Source organism: Desulfoluna sp. CLI2B (assembly GCF_056847375.1).
Window position 1 is genome coordinate 566,191 of sequence record NZ_CP186557.1, and the last position, 20,543, is coordinate 586,733.

Annotated in this window: 14 protein-coding genes; 11 read left to right on the plus strand and 3 right to left on the minus strand. The window is 60.2% G+C overall.

Features of this window, described 5'->3' with window-relative positions:
* The first annotated feature begins 80 nt into the window (after positions 1-80).
* From ACOYW2_RS02765 to ACOYW2_RS02780, 4 genes are all read left to right on the plus strand, one after another.
* The gene (locus ACOYW2_RS02765) at positions 81-3,116 is read left to right on the plus strand and encodes an efflux RND transporter permease subunit (protein ID WP_482769310.1); all 3,036 of its coding nucleotides are present in this window, start codon (positions 81-83) and stop codon (positions 3,114-3,116) included.
* Between the two features lie 311 nt (positions 3,117-3,427).
* Positions 3,428-3,724 carry a hypothetical protein gene (locus ACOYW2_RS02770; RefSeq protein ID WP_482769311.1) on the plus strand — a complete coding sequence of 99 codons (297 nt, stop codon included), beginning with the start codon at positions 3,428-3,430 and terminating at the stop codon, positions 3,722-3,724.
* A 270-nt stretch (positions 3,725-3,994) separates the two neighbouring features.
* Positions 3,995-4,600, plus strand: a complete 606-nt coding sequence (locus tag ACOYW2_RS02775) for a TetR/AcrR family transcriptional regulator (protein WP_482769312.1) — start codon at positions 3,995-3,997, stop codon at positions 4,598-4,600.
* Between the two features lie 393 nt (positions 4,601-4,993).
* Positions 4,994-6,118 carry an NADH:flavin oxidoreductase gene (locus ACOYW2_RS02780; RefSeq protein ID WP_482769313.1) on the plus strand — a complete coding sequence of 375 codons (1,125 nt, stop codon included), beginning with the start codon at positions 4,994-4,996 and terminating at the stop codon, positions 6,116-6,118.
* Between the two features lie 81 nt (positions 6,119-6,199).
* On the opposite strand, the gene ACOYW2_RS02785 is transcribed toward ACOYW2_RS02780, so the two are convergent.
* The gene (locus ACOYW2_RS02785) at positions 6,200-8,263 is read right to left on the minus strand and encodes a methyl-accepting chemotaxis protein (protein WP_482769314.1); all 2,064 of its coding nucleotides are present in this window, start codon (positions 8,261-8,263) and stop codon (positions 6,200-6,202) included.
* A 445-nt stretch (positions 8,264-8,708) separates the two neighbouring features.
* On the opposite strand from ACOYW2_RS02785, the gene ACOYW2_RS02790 reads away from it, so the two are divergent.
* From ACOYW2_RS02790 to ACOYW2_RS02820, 7 genes are all read left to right on the plus strand, one after another.
* Positions 8,709-10,538: a peptidase U32 family protein gene (locus ACOYW2_RS02790; RefSeq protein WP_482769315.1), complete on the plus strand. Its 1,830-nt coding sequence runs from the start codon at positions 8,709-8,711 to the stop codon at positions 10,536-10,538.
* A 213-nt stretch (positions 10,539-10,751) separates the two neighbouring features.
* Positions 10,752-12,338 carry a sigma 54-interacting transcriptional regulator gene (locus tag ACOYW2_RS02795; RefSeq protein WP_482769316.1) on the plus strand — a complete coding sequence of 529 codons (1,587 nt, stop codon included), beginning with the start codon at positions 10,752-10,754 and terminating at the stop codon, positions 12,336-12,338.
* Between the two features lie 199 nt (positions 12,339-12,537).
* The gene (locus ACOYW2_RS02800) at positions 12,538-13,263 is read left to right on the plus strand and encodes a hypothetical protein (RefSeq protein WP_482769317.1); all 726 of its coding nucleotides are present in this window, start codon (positions 12,538-12,540) and stop codon (positions 13,261-13,263) included.
* Positions 13,209-13,730: a hypothetical protein gene (locus tag ACOYW2_RS02805; RefSeq protein WP_482769318.1), complete on the plus strand. Its 522-nt coding sequence runs from the start codon at positions 13,209-13,211 to the stop codon at positions 13,728-13,730. The genes ACOYW2_RS02800 and ACOYW2_RS02805 overlap by 55 nt, the downstream gene beginning before the upstream one ends.
* 622 nt (positions 13,731-14,352) lie before the next feature.
* On the plus strand, positions 14,353-16,587 hold the full coding sequence (locus ACOYW2_RS02810; RefSeq protein ID WP_482769319.1) for a molybdopterin-containing oxidoreductase family protein: 2,235 nt from the start codon (positions 14,353-14,355) through the stop codon (positions 16,585-16,587).
* 133 nt (positions 16,588-16,720) lie between these two features.
* Complete coding sequence (locus ACOYW2_RS02815; RefSeq protein ID WP_482769320.1) at positions 16,721-17,167, plus strand: hotdog fold domain-containing protein; 447 nt, start codon at positions 16,721-16,723, stop codon at positions 17,165-17,167.
* A gap of 128 nt (positions 17,168-17,295) precedes the next feature.
* Positions 17,296-18,183: an alpha/beta fold hydrolase gene (locus tag ACOYW2_RS02820; protein WP_482769321.1), complete on the plus strand. Its 888-nt coding sequence runs from the start codon at positions 17,296-17,298 to the stop codon at positions 18,181-18,183.
* Here the strand turns inward: ACOYW2_RS02820 and ACOYW2_RS02825 are convergent.
* Both ACOYW2_RS02825 and ACOYW2_RS02830 read right to left on the minus strand, forming a co-directional pair.
* Positions 18,164-19,147 carry a GlxA family transcriptional regulator gene (locus tag ACOYW2_RS02825; protein ID WP_482769322.1) on the minus strand — a complete coding sequence of 328 codons (984 nt, stop codon included), beginning with the start codon at positions 19,145-19,147 and terminating at the stop codon, positions 18,164-18,166. The two genes, ACOYW2_RS02820 and ACOYW2_RS02825, sit on opposite strands and share 20 nt — an antisense overlap.
* Positions 19,148-19,370: 223 nt before the next feature.
* On the minus strand, positions 19,371-20,456 hold the full coding sequence (locus ACOYW2_RS02830; RefSeq protein ID WP_482769323.1) for a 4Fe-4S binding protein: 1,086 nt from the start codon (positions 20,454-20,456) through the stop codon (positions 19,371-19,373).
* Positions 20,457-20,543 lie beyond the last annotated feature (87 nt).

A 20,543-nucleotide genomic window follows, 5' to 3' on the forward strand; every position in this document is an offset into this window, starting at 1 on the left:
GCTGCTTTCCGACTAACCCCTTGGCCCGCCCCTCCCCCTACTGGGCGCGGGCAGCAGGATATGGACCATGATTACAAGATTTGCCATTAAAAACAGCGTGCTGGTGTATACCGTTCTGGTCGCTCTGCCGGGGTTACGTTATTTTTAAGAGCCTTCCCCGGGATGATATGCCTCCGTTCCTCATCCGGACAATCAACGTGGTCACCACCTACCCCGGGGCCTCCCCCGAGCGGGTGGTGAACCTTATCAGCGACCGCATCGAAAAGGCCGTGCAGGAAGTCCCCGAGGTGGATTACATCACCAGCGAGTCCCGCACCGGCATCTCCATCATCAACATCAACCTCCTGGAGTCCACCACGGACCTGCAGCCGATTTTCGACCGCATCCGGCGCAAGGTGGAGGCCGTGGAGCCGGAGCTTCCCGACGGGTCCCACGTGCGGGTGGACGACGAGCTGGGGGACGTGTTCGGGATCATCCTGGGGATCATCGCCGACGGCTACACCCCGGCGGAACTCAGCGACCTGGCAGACGACGTGCGCGATGAGCTGATCAAGCTCCCGGCCTCGGCCAAGGTGGAGATCCAGGGGGCCCAGGAGGAGCGGATCTACGTCTCCTTTTCCAATGAACGGCTTGCCGCCGTGGGGCTCTCCAAGAACACGCTCCAGGAGATCATCTCGGCCACCAACATCGTGGTTCCCGGAGGGGACATCCTGGCCGACGGGCGGCGCATCATCCTGGAGCCCACCGGCAACTTTCAGTCCCTGGAGGACCTCTCCGAAATCGTGGTGGCGTCAAGCGGCGGGCGTGTCCTGAAGCTTGGGGACATCGCGGATATCACCCGGGGGTACACCGACCCCAGGGAGAGTATCGTCAAGATCAACGGCCGGGAAGGCCTGGCCATCGGCGTGAACCTCATGAAAGGGGGCAATATCCTCTCTTTGGGCAGCCAGGTGGACGCCAAGGTGGCCGAGCTGCTTGCGGAGCTCCCTTACGGGGTGGAGATTTTCCGGGTGGCCTCCCAGGACACGGTGGTGGCAAAGTCCGTGAACGATTTCACCAGCAACCTGGTGCAGGCCGTGGTCATCGTCCTGCTGACCATGCTGGCCTTCCTGGGCCTGCGAACCGGTCTGGTGGTGGCATCCCTTATTCCGGCCACCATGGTGACGACCCTTCTTCTCATGAGTTTTGCAGGGGTGGGGCTCAACAAGGTCTCCCTGGCCTCCCTCATCATTGCCCTGGGCATGCTGGTGGACAACGCCATTGTCATGAGTGAATCCATCATGGTGAAGATGGAAGGGGGGGACTCCCCGGTGGACGCGGCCGTGGATTCGGCCAAGGAACTTACCGTGCCCCTGTTGACCTCTTCGCTGACCACGTCTGCGGCCTTCATGGCCTTCTGGCTGGCCGAGTCGGTGATGGGGGAGATCATGGGGCAGATCTTTGTGGTGCTCACCATCGCCCTGATCTGCTCCTGGCTGCTCACCCTCTCCATGGTGGCCTTGCTGTGCATCAAGGCCATCCGGGTCTCAACCGAAGGGGAGAAGGAGAGCCTCTTTACCCGGTTTGCCGGGCGCTACCGAACAGCCTTAGAGCTTTCCCTCAGGCGTCCCTGGGTGACCATCGGGGGCATCGTGGGTATTTTCGTGGTCTGCATGTGGCTGTTTCGATTCATCCCCTTTGTCTTTATGCCCCCCAGCGATCGGCCTCTGGTGACGGTGAACGTGGAACTTCCCATGGGCACGGACATCGAGAGGACCCAGCAGGTCGTGCAGGGCGTCAACGACTTCATTCAGGAGAAGATGGCACCGGACGGCAACGAGGGGGAGGGGGTGGTGAGCTGGTCCACCTACACCGGGGAGGGCGCCCCGAAATACGACCTGGGATACGTGGCCCCGGAGGCCAGTCCCAACAACGCCCATATCCTCATCAACACCACCTCGGATGAGGCCAGCACCCCGGTGATCGAAGCCCTGGAGGCCTATTTCCTCGCCACCTGGCCGGATGCCAAGTACAAGGTCTCGCGGCTGGTGAGCGGCGGCGGCTCGGCAGACCCCGTGGAAGTCCGTATCATCGGAAGGGAGGCCGAAACCCTCTACCGCATCGCCGAAACCGTGAAGGCGGAGCTGGCCAGGATCCCCGGGGCGACCAACATCTCCGACGACTGGGGCCTGCTCTCCAAAAAATTGGTGGTGAAGGTGGACCCCATCAAGTCCCAGATGGCGGGCCTGACCAACCAGGACATTGCCGTGGCCCTGGAAACGGAGCTCTCGGGCTCCAGCACCGGATCCTACCGGGAAGGGGAGGACGCCATTCCCATCATCATGCGGGAGAACCGTTCAGGGACCCTCTCCGTGGAGGAGATCGAGGGCCTCTCCATCACCTCCCGCAGCACGGGCAAGAGCATCCCCCTCACACAGGTGGCGGAGATCACCACCGAGTGGCAGTCCGGCAAGATCCTGAGAAGGGATCTGAACGTCACCCAGACCATCACCTGCGACGTCAGGGGAGACACCACGGCAAGCTCCGTGTTCAAAGCCATTACCCCCTGGCTGGATGAGGCCTCCGCCGGGTGGCCCGCAGGCACCCACTACGAGCTGGGCGGCGACGCCGAAGGCAGCTCCGATGCCATGGGCGCTGTGGTGGAAAAGCTTCCCTGGTCCGGGGTGATCATCGTGTTGCTGCTGATCTGGCAGTTCAACTCCCTTAAAAAGCCTCTGATCATTCTGCTGACCATCCCCTTGGGGCTCATCGGGGTCATCATCGGCATGCTCATTACCGGTTCCTATTTCGGGTTCATGGCGTTTCTGGGGGTGATCTCCCTTGCGGGGATCGTCATCAACAATGCCATTGTGCTTTTGGACCGGATCCGTATTGAAGAAGAGGAGCTGAAGAAGGAACCGGCCCAGGCCATCGTGGATGCCGCCTGCCAGCGCTTCCGGCCTATCCTGCTTACCACGGCCACCACCTCCCTGGGCCTGCTGCCCCTGTGGCTGGGGGGCGGCATCATGTGGGAGCCCATGGCCATCTCTATCCTCTTTGGCCTGCTTTTTTCCACGGTGCTCACTCTGATTTTCGTACCGGTGATGTATTCCCGGTTTTATGGCGTGAAGATGTAAACGCAAGGGAGACAGGCTGCAATAAAAAAGGCCCGCCGGGATGGCGGGCCTTTTTTATTTGGGTGAGAGAAAGGAAGCGTTTGCCAAGCTATGGCTATAATCTGTCGGAGGATAGGAATCCTCCGACGGATTATCATGTGGAGTATCGGCATCCCCGATTCTTTGGACAGTTTGGGGGAACCTTCAGTCAGGACCGGGGGAATGGCCCCATCTGATGTGCTCAACCTTATAGGGAGATGTATCTGGGGTCAAGAAGAAAATATCATGTATATGAAAAAAGTTCGGTAAGCCTAAAAGGAGAAGCTGCCACCATGGTTCCGGGGCACTCGACCCGTGATGTATCCGGTGCAGCGGAGCGGCCACACCAAGGCTTTGTGGATGCTACCGTCTCGGGCTTCCGGCCCACCCTCCCTGCCACGACCACCGCCTTTCCGGGCCTGCTTTTTTACGGTGCGCACTTTGATTTTTGTGCGGTGATGCAGGTTCGGTTATACGGCGTGAAGATGAAGACTCAAGGGAAGCCGGCTGGAATAAAAAAGGCCCGCCGGGGTGGCGGGCCTTTTTTATTGGGTGAGAGAAAGGAAGCATTTGCCAAGCAATGGCTATAATCAATCGAAGGATAGGGAGCCTTCGAGATTACCATGTGGACGGCATCCCCGTTTGTTTTTGATGATACGAAAAAGCCGGGGAGGCCTGAAGATGAAGCCGGGGGAGTGGCTCATCTTTTGAGGTACATCATATAGAGATGAAGTTGTGCGGTCAAGGGAAAAGGTGTGGTTGATATGAAAAAAGTTAGGTAGCCCTAAAATAGATGAGGGCTGATAGGCGGGGTCGGGAAAAAACTTGCATTCGTAGACGATCGGTCATAATAAGGAGATATGGCACGACCACGAAAAAGCGAACATACCAGAGAGGCCCTGCTGGAGCTTGGCATGGCAATGATAGCGGAGCACGGGTACCATGGGACAGGCCTCAAGGGGATCCTGGACACAGCTCGTGTGCCCAAAGGGTCTTTTTATAATTATTTCAAAAGCAAAGAAGAGTTCGTGGCGGAGGTCGTCGTCCGATACTGCCTGGGGATGAAGGTGTCGGTGGACGCCTGCCTGGAGGCTGCCGGTGACGACCCCGTGGAAGGGCTCCGCCGTGTGTATGGGCTCTCTATGAGGGCCTCGCAAACCCATGGCTTCAGGGGATGCCTTGTGGGAAACCTCGCCGCCGAGATTGGCGATGCGGACGGCCCCTGCCGGGATGCCATGCAGCGCGGAACCGAGATGTTCCGGAAGCAGGTGGTGGCCTTGATCGAGGAGGCCCAAGGACGGCACCTGTTCCGGGAGGAGACACTGAGCACCCAGGCCCTTGCGGATATTTTCTGGAGCACCTGGCAGGGGGCTCTCCTCGGGATGAAGATTGGCGGAGCCCCAGAGCATCTCCCCCGGGTCATGGATGCCCTGTTGGACCAGCTGTTTCGGCCCGCCAAGGCATAAGGCACCTCACAGGAATGAAGCGCATAAAAGCGATGCCTTTCATGGTTAAAGTGGGCAGGAAAAGCCTGCCTCCGGCGGCAAGGTGTGCCACCTTGAAAGCTGGTTGCGGATGCGTTTTGCCCCTCGCTTCTCGGGTCAAATCACATCCGCCTTTAAAACGACATTCATTCACACGTTATCGTATGAGCTGTTTGTCAAATCTGTGCCTTGTAAATTTACAGGACTGCCTGTGGCAGAGCGGTTAAATCCATAATGGACACCTAGCGGCAAGGTATCCTGTTGCGTCGAAGCGTGTGAGTCAGCCCGCATAGAAGGCAGGCGTAGGCTTTTTATGTTTAATTAATAGACGACCGGTCTAATGTTAAGGCCGAAAACACAAAGGAGACGATAAGCATGAAGGTATTTCAACAAGGAACGATAGGCGGTATCGAGGTGAAAAACAGGGTGTTCAGGTCGGCCACCTATGAATCCATGGCCGATGACGGGGGCAGGGTCAGCCCGGCCATGACCGAGATGTACACCGGCCTGGCCAAAGGGGAGGTGGGGCTGATCATCACGGGCTATGTCTGTTTTGCTTCTACGGATAACCCCTCTGCCCGGACGGTGTCCATGGGCCCGCACGCGGATCTTTCTGCGCTAAGGGCCCTGACCGATGCCGTGCATGGGTACGGCGGTCGCGTGGTGGCGCAACTGGCCCATGTGGGATCACAGCTGCATCACGCCCCTTCCGGAGAGGTGTTTGCCCCGTCGGCCGTTGTGGACCCTGTCAGCGGGATTCTGCCCACACCTTTTTCCGCAGGGCAGATCGAGACCCTGGTGGCGGAGTTCGGAGAGGCCGCTTTGAGGGCAAAGAGCGCAGGGTTTGACGGGGTCCAGCTCCACGCTGCCCACGGGTACCTGTTGAGCCGCTTTTTGAGCCCTGTGTACAACCGGCGGACAGACGCCTACGGAGGGAGCCCCGAGAAAAACGCCCGCATCCTTTCGGATATCCTCCGGGAGATCAAGCGGGTCTGCGGCTCAACCTACCCGGTCTGGGCCAAGCTCAACTGCGATGATTTCGAGACAAAGGGGGAAGGGTTGACCTTTGGGGGAATGCTCGTGGCGGCAAGGGAACTGGACGCCGGGGGCATCGATGCCATTGAACTGAGCGGGGGAACCTTTGCAGGGGCCTGGACGCCCTGCAGGCCCATGAAGCATGAATCCTATCACCTGGAAGCGGGGAAGGCGCTGGCGGCCGAAGTGTCGGCGCCGGTGATCAGTGTGGGGGGCTTTCGTCGCATTGAGGCCATTGAGGCTGCCTTGGCAGGCGAGGGCATTGAGGCCGTTTCCCTGTGTCGTCCCCTGATTCGGGAGCCGGGCCTTGTGAAGCGCTGGCGGCTGGGGGACCGGTCCAAGGCCGCCTGCGTGGCCTGCAACGGTTGTTTTAATCCCAAGGGTGTGCGTTGTTTTTTTGATTTGAAAGGGGAGGAGAGGGAGGCTCAGAAACAGGTGATGGCGGCCATGAAGGGCAAGGCGTGAAACAAGGCGGGGAGGCGGCGTGAACCGCAGCCTCCCCGTCATGCTTGGGTGCCTCCGTGGACATCGGCTTTTTTAGGACACCTAAGACACCCCCACCAGGCTGCCGAGCTGATCGGCCATGGCCCGCATGTCCCCAGCGCTGGCCTGCAGGGATTCCCCAATGTGGGTCACCCCTTCGGCCCCCTTGTTGACATCCACAACGGCTGTGCCGATGTCGCCGGCCATGGCGCTGATTCCGGCGGCGTTTTCATTGACCTCGGCAATACCCTGTGAGGCCTGGCTGACGTTCTCCGCAATTTCGCTGGTGGCGGCGGATTGCTCTTCCACGGCACCTGCGATGGTTGAGACGATGTCGTTGACTTCGCCGATGACCGTGGTGATCTCCTGCATACCGGTGGTGGAGGTTGTGGCCGTGGACTGGACGCTTTCCACAATGGATTTTATCCCCAGGGTGGCCTCGGCGGTCTGGGACGCCAGCTCTTTGATCTCATGGGCCACCACGGCAAACCCTTTGCCTGCTTCCCCGGCTCGTGCCGCCTCAATGGTGGCGTTTAAGGCCAGGAGGTTGGTCTGTTCGGAGATATCGGTGATGGTCTCTGTCACCTTGCCGATCTCTTCGGCAGCGCTTTGGAGGGCTTCCATCTCCTGGGAGGTGCCGTGGGTGCGTTCAAGGGCCGTGGCGGAGATGCCCCGGGCTGTTTCCGTGTTTTTGGCGATCTCGCCGATGGTGGCGGACATCTCCTCCGTGGCCGTGGCCACCATGGCGATGTTGGCAGAGGCCTGTTCGATGGCGGCAGCCACACCCGCCATCCGGTCGGTCATGTCCTGGGTGGCCCGGTCCACCTGGGTGGTCCGGGAAGAGGTGGTCCCCGCGCTCTGGGCCAGCTCTTCGGACATGGACAAAAGGCCCGTGGAGGCATCGCTCACCGAGGCGACCCCTGAGGCCACATCCCGGATGAGTACCTGGAGTTTTTCCATGAAGCGGTTGAAGCCCGAGGAGAGTTCCCCGATTTCGTCTGTGGATCGCACCTGGAGGAGTTTGGTCAGGTCCCCTTCGCCTTCGGCGATGTCGTTCATCATCAGGGCGTTTTCCTTGATGCGTGCCACAATGGAGTTGGCGATGGCCCAGGCCACGGCGGCGAAAATAAGAAAGGAGACGAGTCCGATGGTGATGTTGGTCAGGAGGATGCTTCGGGCGTTTGCCATCACCTTGTCCATGGGCAGGGTGACGAGGAACGACCAGGGGCTGCCCGTGGTCCCGACCTCAATGGGGACGAGGATCTGCCGGGTGTCTGTGTCCAGGGTCTCGGAGTGGTCGGTGAAGGTGTAGGGCCTGCCGGCCTTCACCGCTTCCATGGCGCTGCGCCACTGGTCCCCTTCCCCCATGGCCTTGCCGATGCGCTCTTTGTCCGGGTGGGCGGCAAAGGTGCCGTTGTTGGCCACGATGGCGGCGCTTCCCGTGCCGTAGGGCGTGATGGCAGAGACCAGGTCCGAGAGAGCCTTGAGTTCGATGTCCAGGCCCACGACCCCGATGGTTTGTCCGCCGTGCCTGATGGGGGTCACCATGCTGGTGAGCACCACGTCCATGCCCGTCTCTCCAATGTGGTAGACCGTGGGCGGGGTGACGTATGGTCTGCCGGTGCGCTGGGGAATGACGTAGTAGTTGTTGGTCTCCGGGATCATGTAGTCCCGGAGTTGATCCACGGTGAGGGCTCCGCCGGTGCGGAAGATGTAGGGGATGTACCGGCCGGTGTCGTCATGGTGGGCGGAGCCCGCATACTCGGCATCCCGACCGTCCAGGGCATCGGGTTCAAAGCAGGCCCAGAGGCTTTCCAGGTTGGCGTCGTTTTCCACCAGCCCCTTGAGCAGGTTGGTCAGAACCTCCCTGTCCGGGATGTTTCCCGCTTTTTTCATACCCATGAAGGCGTAGGCCAGGGCCTTGGACCCTTCCATGGGCTCTTCCAGGATGACTTTTACCTCATTGGCGTAGCGGTAGGCCATCTCGGTGCCCTTGGCTTGGGCGTCCTCCTTTGCCATGCGGTGTGTTTTTGTCGTCATGACGGCAATGGACACACTGAAGGTGATAAAGGCTGTGAGAGAGATAAGAAAGACGATTTTTCCTCTTAACTTCATTCGTTTCAACATCGATGGCGTTTCTCCGGAATGTTCATGGTCAAAAAAGATACTATTTATATCGACCTGATTTCGCGTGTTTTGAGAGAAAAAATTGACTTGTTTTGAGGCGTCGGTATGGAGTTATGAAATAACGGCGTGTTAGGGGTAGAGATTTTTTTAGGGCTGTATTCGACGTGAAACCTTGTCCTTAGGGGAATGTTTGGGGGGCGCTAAGATGAGTGCGTGGCTGTGTTTGTCATGTCGACTTTTTTTAATGTGTAGTTATTTGGTAAGAAATATGGGGGTAGTCATAAATGGGCGGCGAACACAGATGCGAAGATATCAGGGAACGGGTCGGCGGGCAGTGCCCATAAAAAGTGCAGCAATCCACCCCGCGGCATCTGGTATACAGATAAGATTAAGGTCGAAGCTCTGGGCTTCGGCCTTTTATGGTCTGACCCTTTCAGGATGTATCATGGATAAAACACGAATCGAACTATTGAGCCCAGCCCGTGATCTGGCCTGCGGCAAAGAAGCCATCAACCACGGCGCGGATGCGGTCTATATCGGGGCCCCGAAATTCGGTGCCCGGGCCGCCGCCGGAAACACCCTGGCCGACATTGAGGCGCTGTGCGCCCACGCCCGCCTCTACGGGGCTTCCGTGCATGCCACCATGAACACCCTGCTCTTTGACGGGGAGCTGGAGGCTGCCCGGGAGCAGGCCGTGGCCCTCTGGAACGCCGGGGTGGACGCCCTCATCATCCAGGACATGGCCTTTCTGGAGATGGACCTGCCGCCCATTGCCCTGCACGCCTCCACCCAGACCGACAACCGGACCCCGGAGCGGGCAAGACTCCTGGAAGAGTCCGGGTTCGATCGGGTGATCCTCGCCCGGGAGCTCTCCCTGGCCGAGATCCGGGCCATCGCCGACGTCACCACGGTTGCCCTGGAAGCCTTTGTACACGGTGCCCTCTGCGTAAGCTTCAGCGGTCAGTGCTGGATGAGCGCCGCCCTGGGCGGGCGAAGCGCCAACCGCGGAACCTGCGGCCAGCCCTGCCGCCTTGCCTGGGACCTGAAAGAGGCGTCCGGCAAGGTGCTCAGCACAGGCCGTCATCTTCTCTCCTTAAAGGACATGGACCGTTCCGCCCAGATCGGGCCCATGCTGGATGCGGGCATCTCCTCCTTTAAAATCGAAGGGCGGCTCAAGTCCGCGGACTATGTGAAAAATGTCACCGCCTATTACCGACAGGCCCTGGACCGGGAGCTTGAGCGTCGTGCCGGGGCAACCCGGGCCTCCTTCGGCAAGGTGACCCACCATTTTACCCCCAACCCGGAGAAGAGTTTTTTCCGCGGAGGGACCGACTATTATCTCTCGGGCAAACGGGGAAAGGTGGCCTCCCCGGACACGCCCAAGGCCATGGGGGAACGCATGGGAACCGTGGTGCACGTGGCAAAGGATCATGTGACCCTGAAAACGGACAAAGGGCGGACTCCCGTGGTGAACGGCGACGGCCTCTGCTTTCTGGATCAATCGGGAAACCTCAAGGGCATCAAGGCCAACCGTGTGGACGGAGGGCTTATCCGGCCCAGCCAGCCCGTGGCCAAGACCGGCCTGTTCAAGGGGGCGGTGCTCTACCGCAACTATGACCATGCGTTTCTGAAACTCCTGGAAAAAGAGAGCGCCGAACGGCGCCTTGCCCTGGACCTGTCCATCAAGGAGGTCAAAGACGGCCTCTGGATTGCCGCAGGCGATGAAACCGGGCGCAGCGTTACCCACTGGTTCGGTGTGGAGCAGGTCCCGGCCCGGGACAAAGAGAAGGCACGCAAGACCCTGGAGACCCAGCTTGCCAAGCTGGGAGGAACCCCCTTTTACCTTCGTGGGCTCACCCTCAACCTTCCCCCGTTGTTCATCCCGGTCTCCGAGATCAACCGCCTGCGCCGCGAGGTGGTGGCCCTTCTCTTGGACGAGGCCAATACCCTTCCGGTGCGGGACTCAGAGCCGGCGGCCCGGCCCGTGGTGCCCTTTCCTGAGACCCGTCTCACCTACAAGGCCAACGTGGCCAATGCCCTGGCCCGTAGCTTTTACACCCGACGGGGGGTAACCTCCGTGGAGCCCGCCTTTGAAGCCGTGGAGCCGGACGGTGCGGTCACTGTCATGGAGACCCGCCACTGCATCCGGGAAACCCTGGGCCTCTGCAATGGCAGGGGGAACCAGGCAGAGCCCCTGGTCCTTGAAAACGAAAAGGGGCGCTTTACCGTCCATTTTCTCTGTGGGGTCTGCGGGATGCGGATCGAAAGGCGTTGAAACCCCGCACCTGAAACGCGCTCCCATATATGGTGGTTCTCCCATATTTGTCATGCAAAACTGAGATATATGGGAGTGGCCTTAAAACCGGGAGTCGTGGCGGTGCAGGCGCGCGGGCGGCTGCTGGCACGGGTTTTGTACGGTAAAGACCGATGATCCGTGGGTCCCACGGGTGTGGGTGGAACAATTCGTGTGAGGAGGTGTGTTTTAACGGTGGACGAGAATCAATTTTTTCGCGAGGCGACACTGCGCATCTGCGGCAGCCTGGATATTCAGGAAGCCCTGGACGCCTTCCTTGAGTACGCAAGGGCTCATATCCGTTTTGACCACGTTTCGGTCTCCTATTTTAAGGAGGACGAAGGGCGGGGCGTGGTGGTGGCATCCTCCCACCGGGAGGGCGAGCCCTTTATACCCTTTTTGAACGAGGCCGTTTACTCCAAAACCGAGCGGGACGGCCTCTTTGAGATCATGGAAACCGGCCCGCCGGTCCTGGTCATCGAAGACCTCTCCACGGCAGAGCCCATTGTCCAGACCCTTTGCCGTCGCCATTTCGGGTTTATTCCCGACTTGTCCTGCCTTTTGATGACCCTTACCGTGGGGGATGAGCTGCTGGGGCTCCTGATCCTGACCTCCACGGCGCCGGTCACCTTCTCCGACCAGGAGATTGAACTCCTCACGCTTCTCCAGCCCCCCTTTTCCGTTTCCATGGCCAATTGGCGAAAGCACCTCGTGCTTTTAGAGCATCAGGAGACCTTGCGGGATGACTGCCGGTTTTTCCAATGCGAGCTCCGGGACGATGCAGACGGCGAGGTGGTCGGTGCCACGGGCGGGCTGAAGCAGGCCATGGGTATGGCGGCCCGCGTGGCCCGGACCGACAGCCCCGTGCTGATCCTCGGGGAGACCGGGGTCGGCAAGGAGGTCGTGGCAAATGCCATCCACAACGCGTCGGATCGACGCGACGGTCCTTTTATCAAGGTAAACTGCGGGGCCATCCATGACAGCCTCTTGGACTCGGAGCTGTTCGGACACGAGAAAGGCGCCTTTACCGGGGCCACCAAGGACCACAAGGGGCGCTTTGAGCGGGCCAGCGGGGGCACGATTTTCCTTGATGAGGTGGGCGAGCTTCCCCATGCGGCCCAGGTTCGCCTTCTCCGGGTGCTCCAGAACCAGGAGATCGAACGGGTGGGAGGGGTGCGTCCGGTAAAGGTCGATGTGCGCGTGATCTCGGCCACCCACCGGGACCTGGAGGCCATGGTGGCACAGGGCTCGTTTCGCAAGGACCTCTGGTTTCGCCTTAATGTCTTTCCGGTCACGGTCCCCCCTCTGCGACAGCGAAAAGGGGACATCCCGGCCCTGGTCCGCCACTTTGTGGGCGTCAAGCAGCAGGAGCTGAAGCTCTCGGCGGCCGCCGCCGTGGACGATATCGCCTTGGGGCGGCTTGTGGCCTATGACTGGCCCGGCAATGTGCGGGAGCTTCAAAATGTGGTGGAGCGGGAGATGATCCTTCGCCCCGGAGGGCGCCTCCTGTTTGACGGGCTGGTTCCCGTGGGGGATGCCTGTGAGGTTGTGGCCGCGGAAAAGCTCCGCGTGGAGCCCCTGGATGTGGTGACAAGGCGTGCCATGGAAAGGGCCCTGAAAGCAGCGGGCGGAAGGGTCCAGGGACGGGGTGGCGCCGCCGAGCTCCTCCAGGTCAAGCCCAATACCCTGAGGGCCCGCATGAAAAAGCTCGGCGTGGATTTCGGGATTCGCTGGCGTGAAGAGACGACGGGAACCTTCACTCCGGATGCGACAGTGCCCTGAACAAGCCCCATCATGTTGGATATCCACCATATTTGGGATGAAAGGGTTGCCATATTTGGCAGGGCCTGAGAACCAGTCTTTCCAATGCGTCATGTTTTCAGTGTGTTCAATGCTGGCATCGTTCTTGAAATAGGTTGACGTGAGTAAACAGTGATTCTGTGTGGCGCGTTAACCCATCTATTTCAAGGAGCGTGAAGGTATGAAGGATTTTGTTTTGCGTGTTGGAAGCGGTGTGCTGGCGGTTTTTTTCATGACGACCTCTGCCGTGGCAAGCATGGTGGACAACCAGTCGAGCCTCACGGCCGACTTTACCCGGATGCCGGCCCGTACGGCCAGTTTTGACTCCTCGGATACCGCCATTTACAACCCGGCCGGCACGGCCTGGCTGCAAGATGGCTTTCATGTGGGGCTTTCCGTGAAAGCCTGCTTAAAAGAGTGGCAGCATACCTACGACGGTACCACCTACGAGACCACCACCCCCTCCTTTCTTGCCCTTCCCAACGCAGTCTACCGCAAAGGCCGCCTCGGCATGTACCTGGGAACGGCCGTCTTCGGCGGCCTTGGCATCGTGGACTATGACGACGGCTTTGTCCTCATCCCCGGTCACCCACTGGACGCGATCCTGAAAAAGGAGACGGAGTTTACCTACCTGGTGCCGGGGCTCACAACCGGTGTCTCCTGGCAGCTCTCCGACAGCCTGGCTGTTTCGGGCGGGGTGCGCGTGCTTTACGGAATTCAGGAGGTTGAGGTTGACGGAGGGAGGTGCTGGACCTCTCCCAGGACGCCACGGGGGCGGCTCCGGTGTTCGGTCTCTCGTGGAAAGCCACGGATCGACTGGCCCTCTCCCTGCGGCACGAGATGCGGACCAAGATGGAGTATGAGATCGACACCTTTGAAGGCAACCCCATGCTCCTGGGGGCCCTGAACATGCTCAACGGGTCCTCCAAGGGCTCCAAGATGCGCCTTGATTTTCCCGCCCAGACCGCTGTGGGGGTCATGTATCGCCTTACCCCGAGATGGCGAGTGGCGGCCGACGGTGTGGTGGCATGGCAAAAGGACGCCGACCGGAGCGGCGCCGAGGAGAACATGGGCAACGGTTACTATGTGGCCGCAGGGGTGGAGTACGACGCCACCCCGAAGTGGACCCTGAGCCTGGGGTACATCACATGCGACCCCAAAGACGACCTGGAGCGAACCGGCTACTACTACGTCAACCCCAAGCTTGAGTACCAGACCGTGGCCGCAGGCGTGAAGTACCGCCACAGCGACACCCTCTCCTTCAGCCTTTCGGCGGCCCCCTATTTTTACGACAGCTACACCACGGAAAAAGGCGTTAAAATGGAGAAAGAGACCCTGGACATCTCCTTCGGCGTGGAGTGGCTGATCATCTGATCCCCCTTTGGCCGGGCATGTCTCACCAACATGGCCGGTCATGACAGGGAGCGCGCCCTTGCACCGCGCTTCCGGCAGCGACCGGGGCAGCATCGGGACATCACAACAGTTTACGGCAGGATTCCACCTTCATACCTCCCGAACTGGTCCCGGGCTGCCCCGATTTCCGTATGGCCCTGTCCTGCCGGGGCCCAAACGTTTGACACACAGGTTTTGTTTTTTGAGGATGCGTCCCTGCAGGGCATAGCTCCTCTTCTTTATTTATTACCGATTACCGGAAAATTTTTGCGGAGCTTTTTCAAAAAGCGACCCGCCGGAGGCAACTGAATGTTTACATGCGTTGACCCTGGGGAGGATGACCTTCTTGTCTGATATGGCCTGCTATTTGTCGTATCTGCCTCTTTTCGACGGCGTGCACCGGGGGTACATTTGGGGTGCCCTTTTTCCCAAGAAAGACCGGGGAAAAGGGGCAAGAGCCCGATTCTTTGCGAAACGCATGTGAAGGGGCACCTCCCCAATGCATGACCTATTCGTTTTCGCGGCTTGTATTTCGTTGCATGGCACCCCCTCGCCGGAGGGACAACAGCGATTCAGACTAAGCAGACAATCAAGGAGGCCGATCATGGGGACGTGGCACAAGACAGGGTGCGTGCTTTGCGCGCAGAACTGCGGGTTGGAGGTGTTGGTTGAGGGCAACCGCATGGTGAAGGTGAGGCCGGACAAGGACAACCCGCGCAGCCAGGGGTATGCCTGCCGCAAGGGCATGAATGTCTTGTATCACCAGTACCCGGCGGATCGGCTGACCCAGCCCTTGAAAAAGGTGGGGGGCGAGTTTGTTCCCGTATCCTGGGACCAGGCCTTGACCGAGATCGCGGAGAAGCTCACGGCCACGGTGGATGCCCACGGGCCGAGGTCCTTTGCCTACATGGGGGCCAGCGCCCAGGGAGGCCACATGGAGGCGGGCTTTGGGGTGAGCCTGATGAAGTGCCTGGGCTCCCAAAACCTTTATACCTCGGCGGGCCAGGAGTTCAGCGGCACCTGGTGGGTGCAGGGCCGGATGTTCGGCAAGCAGTATATTCTCACCGGTCCGGACGACCATGAAACCGAGATGCTCGTGGCCTGGGGCTGGAACGGCATGGAGAGCCATCAGATGCCCCGGGCGCCCCTGGTCCTCAAGGGCATCAGCAAAGACCCGGACTGCCTGCTGGTCTCCGTGGATCCCCGAAAATCAGAGACCGCCCGCATCGCTGATATCCACCTGGCCCTGAGGCCGGGCACTGACGCCCTGCTGGTGAAGGCCATGGTCGCCATCATTGTGGAACAGGGGTGGGAAAACGAGACCTACCTTTCGGCCCATACCGACGGGTGGGATGCCGTCAAACCCTGGTTCCAGGCCTTTGACGCCCGGGCCGCCCTTACCGTCTGCGAGCTCTCCTACGACACCGTCTTTGACCTCTGCTGGCTCATGACCACCAGGCGTTGGGCCTTTCACCCGGACCTGGGGATTTTCATGGGACGGCACAGCACCCTCAACTCCTACCTTCTCAACATCCTGGGCTGCGTCTGCGGGATCTTCGGCCAGAGGGGCGGCAACATCATCCCCGGCCTGGTCATGCCCCTGGGCTACCACGCGGACGAGCGAAACCCCAAGGTGTGGAAGACCGCTGTCTCCGGGCTGCCCCCTGCGGCCGCGGGCTCGTTTCCCGCCTGCGCCCTGCCCGAAGAGATCCTTACCGACCACCCGGACCGGATCCGCGCCGCCATCGTGAGCGTCTGCAACCCCTTGCGCTCCTGGCCCGATACAAAGGCCCTGGAGACGGCCTTCGAGCATCTGGACCTTCTCGTGGTCCACGACATGGTCATGAGCGAGACCGCCCGAAAAGCCCATTACGTGCTTCCCTGCCGGAGTTTTTACGAAGCATACGACGGCACCTTTTTCCCCTGGAGCTTTCCCAACGTCTACTTTCAGATGCGCCGCCCCGTGGTCAAGCCCGAGGGTGACCAGCTGGAGTCCTCCCAGATCTTCACCCGCCTGGCCGACAAGATGGGCCTCATCCCCGAGATTCCGGAAGAGGTTATGAAGGCGGCCCACAAGGACCGCATGACCTTTGGGGCCGCCCTCATGGCGTGGGTGGGGGCCCATCCCGAGTATTTTCCCAAGATGCTCTTCATTCTGGGCAAGACCCTGGGGGAAGCATGGGACAGTGCGGCCCTTGCCGGTTTCTGGGGCATGATGATGACGGCCCCCAAGGCATTTCGCAAAAACGCCGCGCGCCTGGGGTTTGAAACCGGCATGGACATGGGGGACCGGATCTTTCAAACGATCCTCGACACCCCCCAAGGGCTCTGGGTGGGGACCATGGATGCAGAGAGCAACCTGGCCGAGGTCAAGACCCCTTCAGGCAAGATCGAGCTGGTGATCGCCGAGCTGGAAGCCGAGGCCATGGCCCTTGACGCCGACACCGAAGCCCGGGACCTTGCCCTTACCGACGCCTTTCCCCTGGTCCTCAACGCGGGCCGCCACCGCATGACCACCATGAATACCCAGCTTCGCAACCCCGAATGGCTCAAGGGAAAACGCGGCTGCACCATTGCCGTAAGCCCTGCACTGGCGGAGACGCTTGGCCTGATCGACGGTGATTCCGTGCGGGTCACCACCGAGGCGGGCTCTGCCGTGGGCGAGCTGGAGGTCAAGATGAACTTCATGTGCAGGCCGCTGATCTCCCACGGTTTCGGCCTGAACTACAACGGCCAGGTCACGGGGTTCAACGTCAACGACCTGACAAAGAGCTCCCACCGGGACCCCATCGGTACCCCGCTTCACCGCTTTGTGCCCTGCCGGCTTGAGGCGTGTTGATGTGAGACAAACATAAGGAGCCCATGGCAGGCTCCTTCTCTTGGGTTGACTTTTATTTCACATGTGAAGTAAATAGTACGCATGTGAAATAAATGGTGGGCAGTTTTTGCCACAGACAACGAGAGAGGAGGTTATGATGAGTGGAACATTGACGATGTACAATGAGATGGGAAACAAAGCCTTCACCGACGGGGTGGTGCAGTTTGCCCCCTACTTCGGGAGCATCGACCCCATGTTCGTGGACTTGAGGCCGGGGTACGCCGAGGTGTCCGTGAAAAAGCAGGCCAAGGTGCAAAACCACCTGGGGTCGGTTCACGCCATTGCCATGTGCAACGCCGCGGAACTGGTGGCGGGCACCATGACCGATGTCTCCATTCCGGAGACCCATCGATGGATTCCGGTGGGGATGTCCGTCCGTTACCTCAAAAAGGCCAAGACAGACCTGCGAGCCGTGGCAGACGGCTCAGGTCTTGACTGGAGCGGGGAAAACGACATCACGGTGCCTGTCTCCATCGTGGATACAGAAGGCATCGAGGTATTCACCGCCGAGATAACCATGAATATCAGCCCCAAGGCGTGACATATCCGGGCTAAGCCCCTTTGGAACGTTCTCTCCTGACAGCCCCGGCGGAGGCAGGAATGCAGTGCCCCTTCCGGTTTTCGGCGGGGCTTTGGGGGAGGGGCAGTAACCAAACAATGGAGACCCGCATGACATTGCCTTCCAACGCAACCTGGACCCACCACGGGGGCACCGGCCCCACGGCCCACCTTGACGCGCGCTCGGACGGGCCTCCCACGGGGGTCTACTCCCCGTTGCTGGCCCGTTTGACCGGCCATGTGAACCTGCATACCCTGGACCTGCGACCGACCTGGCCCAAGGTCGGGCCGCCTCCGGTCCGGCGGGACTGGCAGATGTACGCAGACGATCTTATCTCCTTTCTGGAACAGACGGTGGATGCCCCGGTGATCGGCATGGGGCATTCCATGGGCGCCACCTGCACGATCCTGGCGGCGGCCAGGCGACCCGACCTGTTCAAGGGGTTGGTTCTCATTGAGCCTGCCATGCTCTCCAGAACCCTGGCTTTCCTTGCCAACATCCTGCCCAAGGCCGCCATGAACCTTACCCAGCCAGCCAAAGGAACCTTAAAAAAGACCGATACCTGGAAAAGCCGGGACGCCTACCTGGCCCACTGCCGGGGAAAGCGGATGTACAGCGGCCTGGGGGATGACGCCTTTGCGGCCATGGCCACCCACGGTGTCACGGAAACCGCAGACGGTCTCTGGTCCCTGGCCTTTCCAAAGGTGTGGGAGGCCCACAACTACACCCAGCCCCCCAATGTCATGGGAGAGCTCGCCGGAATCAACCTGCCGTGCGTTGCCCTGCGGGCCAGGCCTTCGGTCTTTTTTACCGAGGCGCTCTGGGCTCAGTGGCAGCGCGTCAGCCCGGGGAGCGTCTTTCTGGAAGACCTGTCGGCAGGTCACCTGTTGCCCCTTGAAGACCCCGAAGGGTGCTGTGGGCTGATTGCCTCAGGAATGGCCGAAGCCGGGATGACCGGAGAGAAGGAGACCCCGGCTGTCAGTTCCGAAGCCTCGTGAAGCGGTCCCTGTACTCTTTGGGGGAGAGCCCCGTGTTTTTCTTGAAGAGCTTGCGAAAGGAGTTGGTGTCTTCGTAGCCCACCTGCCGGGTGATGACGTCGATGGGCTCGGAGGTGGTTTCAAGGGTCTGTTTGGCCGCTTCGATGCGAATCCGCTGAAGGTAGGCCAGGGGCGTCTCCCCTGTGGCGGTTTTAAACCGTCGGACAAAGTGGCGCGGGCTGATGGCCAGCTCCGAGGCAAGGGCTTCCATGGAGAGGGGATGGGGGTAGTGGGTTTCCATGAGGGCCTGGGCCTTGAGCACCGTGGGGTCTGAATGGGCCTTGTGGTAGTCGAAGATGAAAAAAGGGGACTGACTCGACCGGTTCGGGTCCAGGAGCAGCCCCTTGGCACAGGTGGCAGTTTTCCACGCTAATGTCTTGATCAGGTACATGCAAAGGTCCATGTAGGCGGAGGTGGCCCCGGTGCAGATCAGGCGGTCGTCTTTGGTGAAAAGGCGCTCCGGCAGGAGCCTGACGTTGGGGTAGCGCTTTTTGAAGTACCGCGCAAAGACCCAGTTGGTGGTGGCCTCCTTTCCGTCAAGGAGGCCGGTTTCCGCCAGGAGAAAAGAGCCCGTGCAGGTGGCGGCGATGGTGGCGCCCCGTGTATGCCAGTCCCGGATCCAGGTGATCAGTTCGGCAGGCGGCTTCTGGGTGACATGGGCGGGGGCAATGAATCCGGGGATGAGGATGAGATCGGTTGCCGTCACATCGTCCATGGCCCGGTGCGGCTCGATGCGGACCCTGTTTTCTCCCTCCACGGTAAGCCCGTTACTGGAGACAATGTCCCAGTGAAAAAGCGGCTGCCCGTGGGAGCCGTTTTCCCCGGAGAGGGCCTGCCACCGGTTGGCGATGGACAGGGCGTCAATGACCCCGGTGATGCAGGAGGTCGCACAGCCTGTGGCGGCAAGCAGGGTGATGTGTGCCATGGGAGTCCTTTGGGTGAAGGGGACGATGTTTGCCTCCGGCGGCCCTGCCGGAGGGCAAGCTTTTGAAACGTTTGACTAACAAGTTCTTTTTTTTGGGGGGGCACAGCAAATTTGCATAGCCCCTTGATCACCGGAACGTTTTTGCGGAGCTTTTTTCAAAAAGCGACCCGCCGGAGGCAACTGGATTCTTAAATGCGTTGGCCCCGTGCCCGGGTGTTTTCGATCAGGTATTCATTTCGATAAACGCCTCAAGGCGACCTTTTTCCATGAGGACCTGGCTTCCCAGCTGTGAGCCGGTCTCGGGCAGCGGCGGGGGCGTGGCCCGTTTTTCCATGGCAATTGCCTCTGCGGGACAGGAGGAGACGCACAGGCCGCAGCCGATGCATTTTTCCTCGTCGATGGATGCGGTGTCCCCGGAGGTGTCGATGGCATCCAGCATGCACCTCTCATCGGCACAAATTCCGCAGCCCGTGCACTCGGTTTCGTCCACCCGGGCAAACCATTGTGAGGTGGAGAAGGGGTGGGGGGCGTCGAGCTTGGTCCGGCAGGTGAGAATGGTGCAGCAGCATCCACAGCAGTTGCAGATGAGGTTCAGGCGGTCCTGGCTGTTGTTGGTGGTGTGTACAAGGCCGGCCTCTTCAGCCCGGAGCAGGGTGGCATGGGCCTCTTCCCGCGTGATCTCCCGGGCGTGCTTCCGGTCGATGAGAAAGCGGGCCATGCCGTCAAAGAGCAGGCAGACATCGGTGGGTTTGTCGCAGGCCTCCTCGCCTCTGGAGACCCGGCAGGCGCATTCGGCCAGGGCAAAGGTGTGGTTCTTCTCCATCATGCGGGTAATGACCTCATAGGGCAGGACCTCGTCGTGGCCGGTGACCGACTCTTCCACGGGCAGGACACGCATCAGGGGCGTCGGGCTTGAGGCGAACTCCATGCCCTGGCTTTCCATGTGGTAGGTCTCCCACAGGGTCCCCAGACGCTCGTGCATGGGGGTGCCCCCGCCGCCCATGAAGGGGAACTCAAACAGGCCGGGAATTGCAGGGAGAAGGCAATAGCCCATGTCTCCTTTTTTTTCGCGGCTGAAAATCACGCCCTTGTCTGCCATGGTTTCACAGGTATCCCGAACCGTTTCCATTGATAGGCCTGTTTTATCGGCAATCCGGTCCACGGGCTGTGGGAGGAAGGTGAGGGACAGGGCCAGTGTTGCTTCATCGGGGGTGAACAAAATGCGCAGGATCTCATCAAACGCCTCTGAGGGCGGTGCACCCACAGGGTTTGTGGCCAGTCGTTGCCGAAGTTGTTCGTAGATGTCCATGGTGTCTCCTTTGACATGTCTTGCCCTGGTGTGTGTTACCACTGGGGTGGCAAATGCTTACGACTCCATTCCAGAATGAATGATATG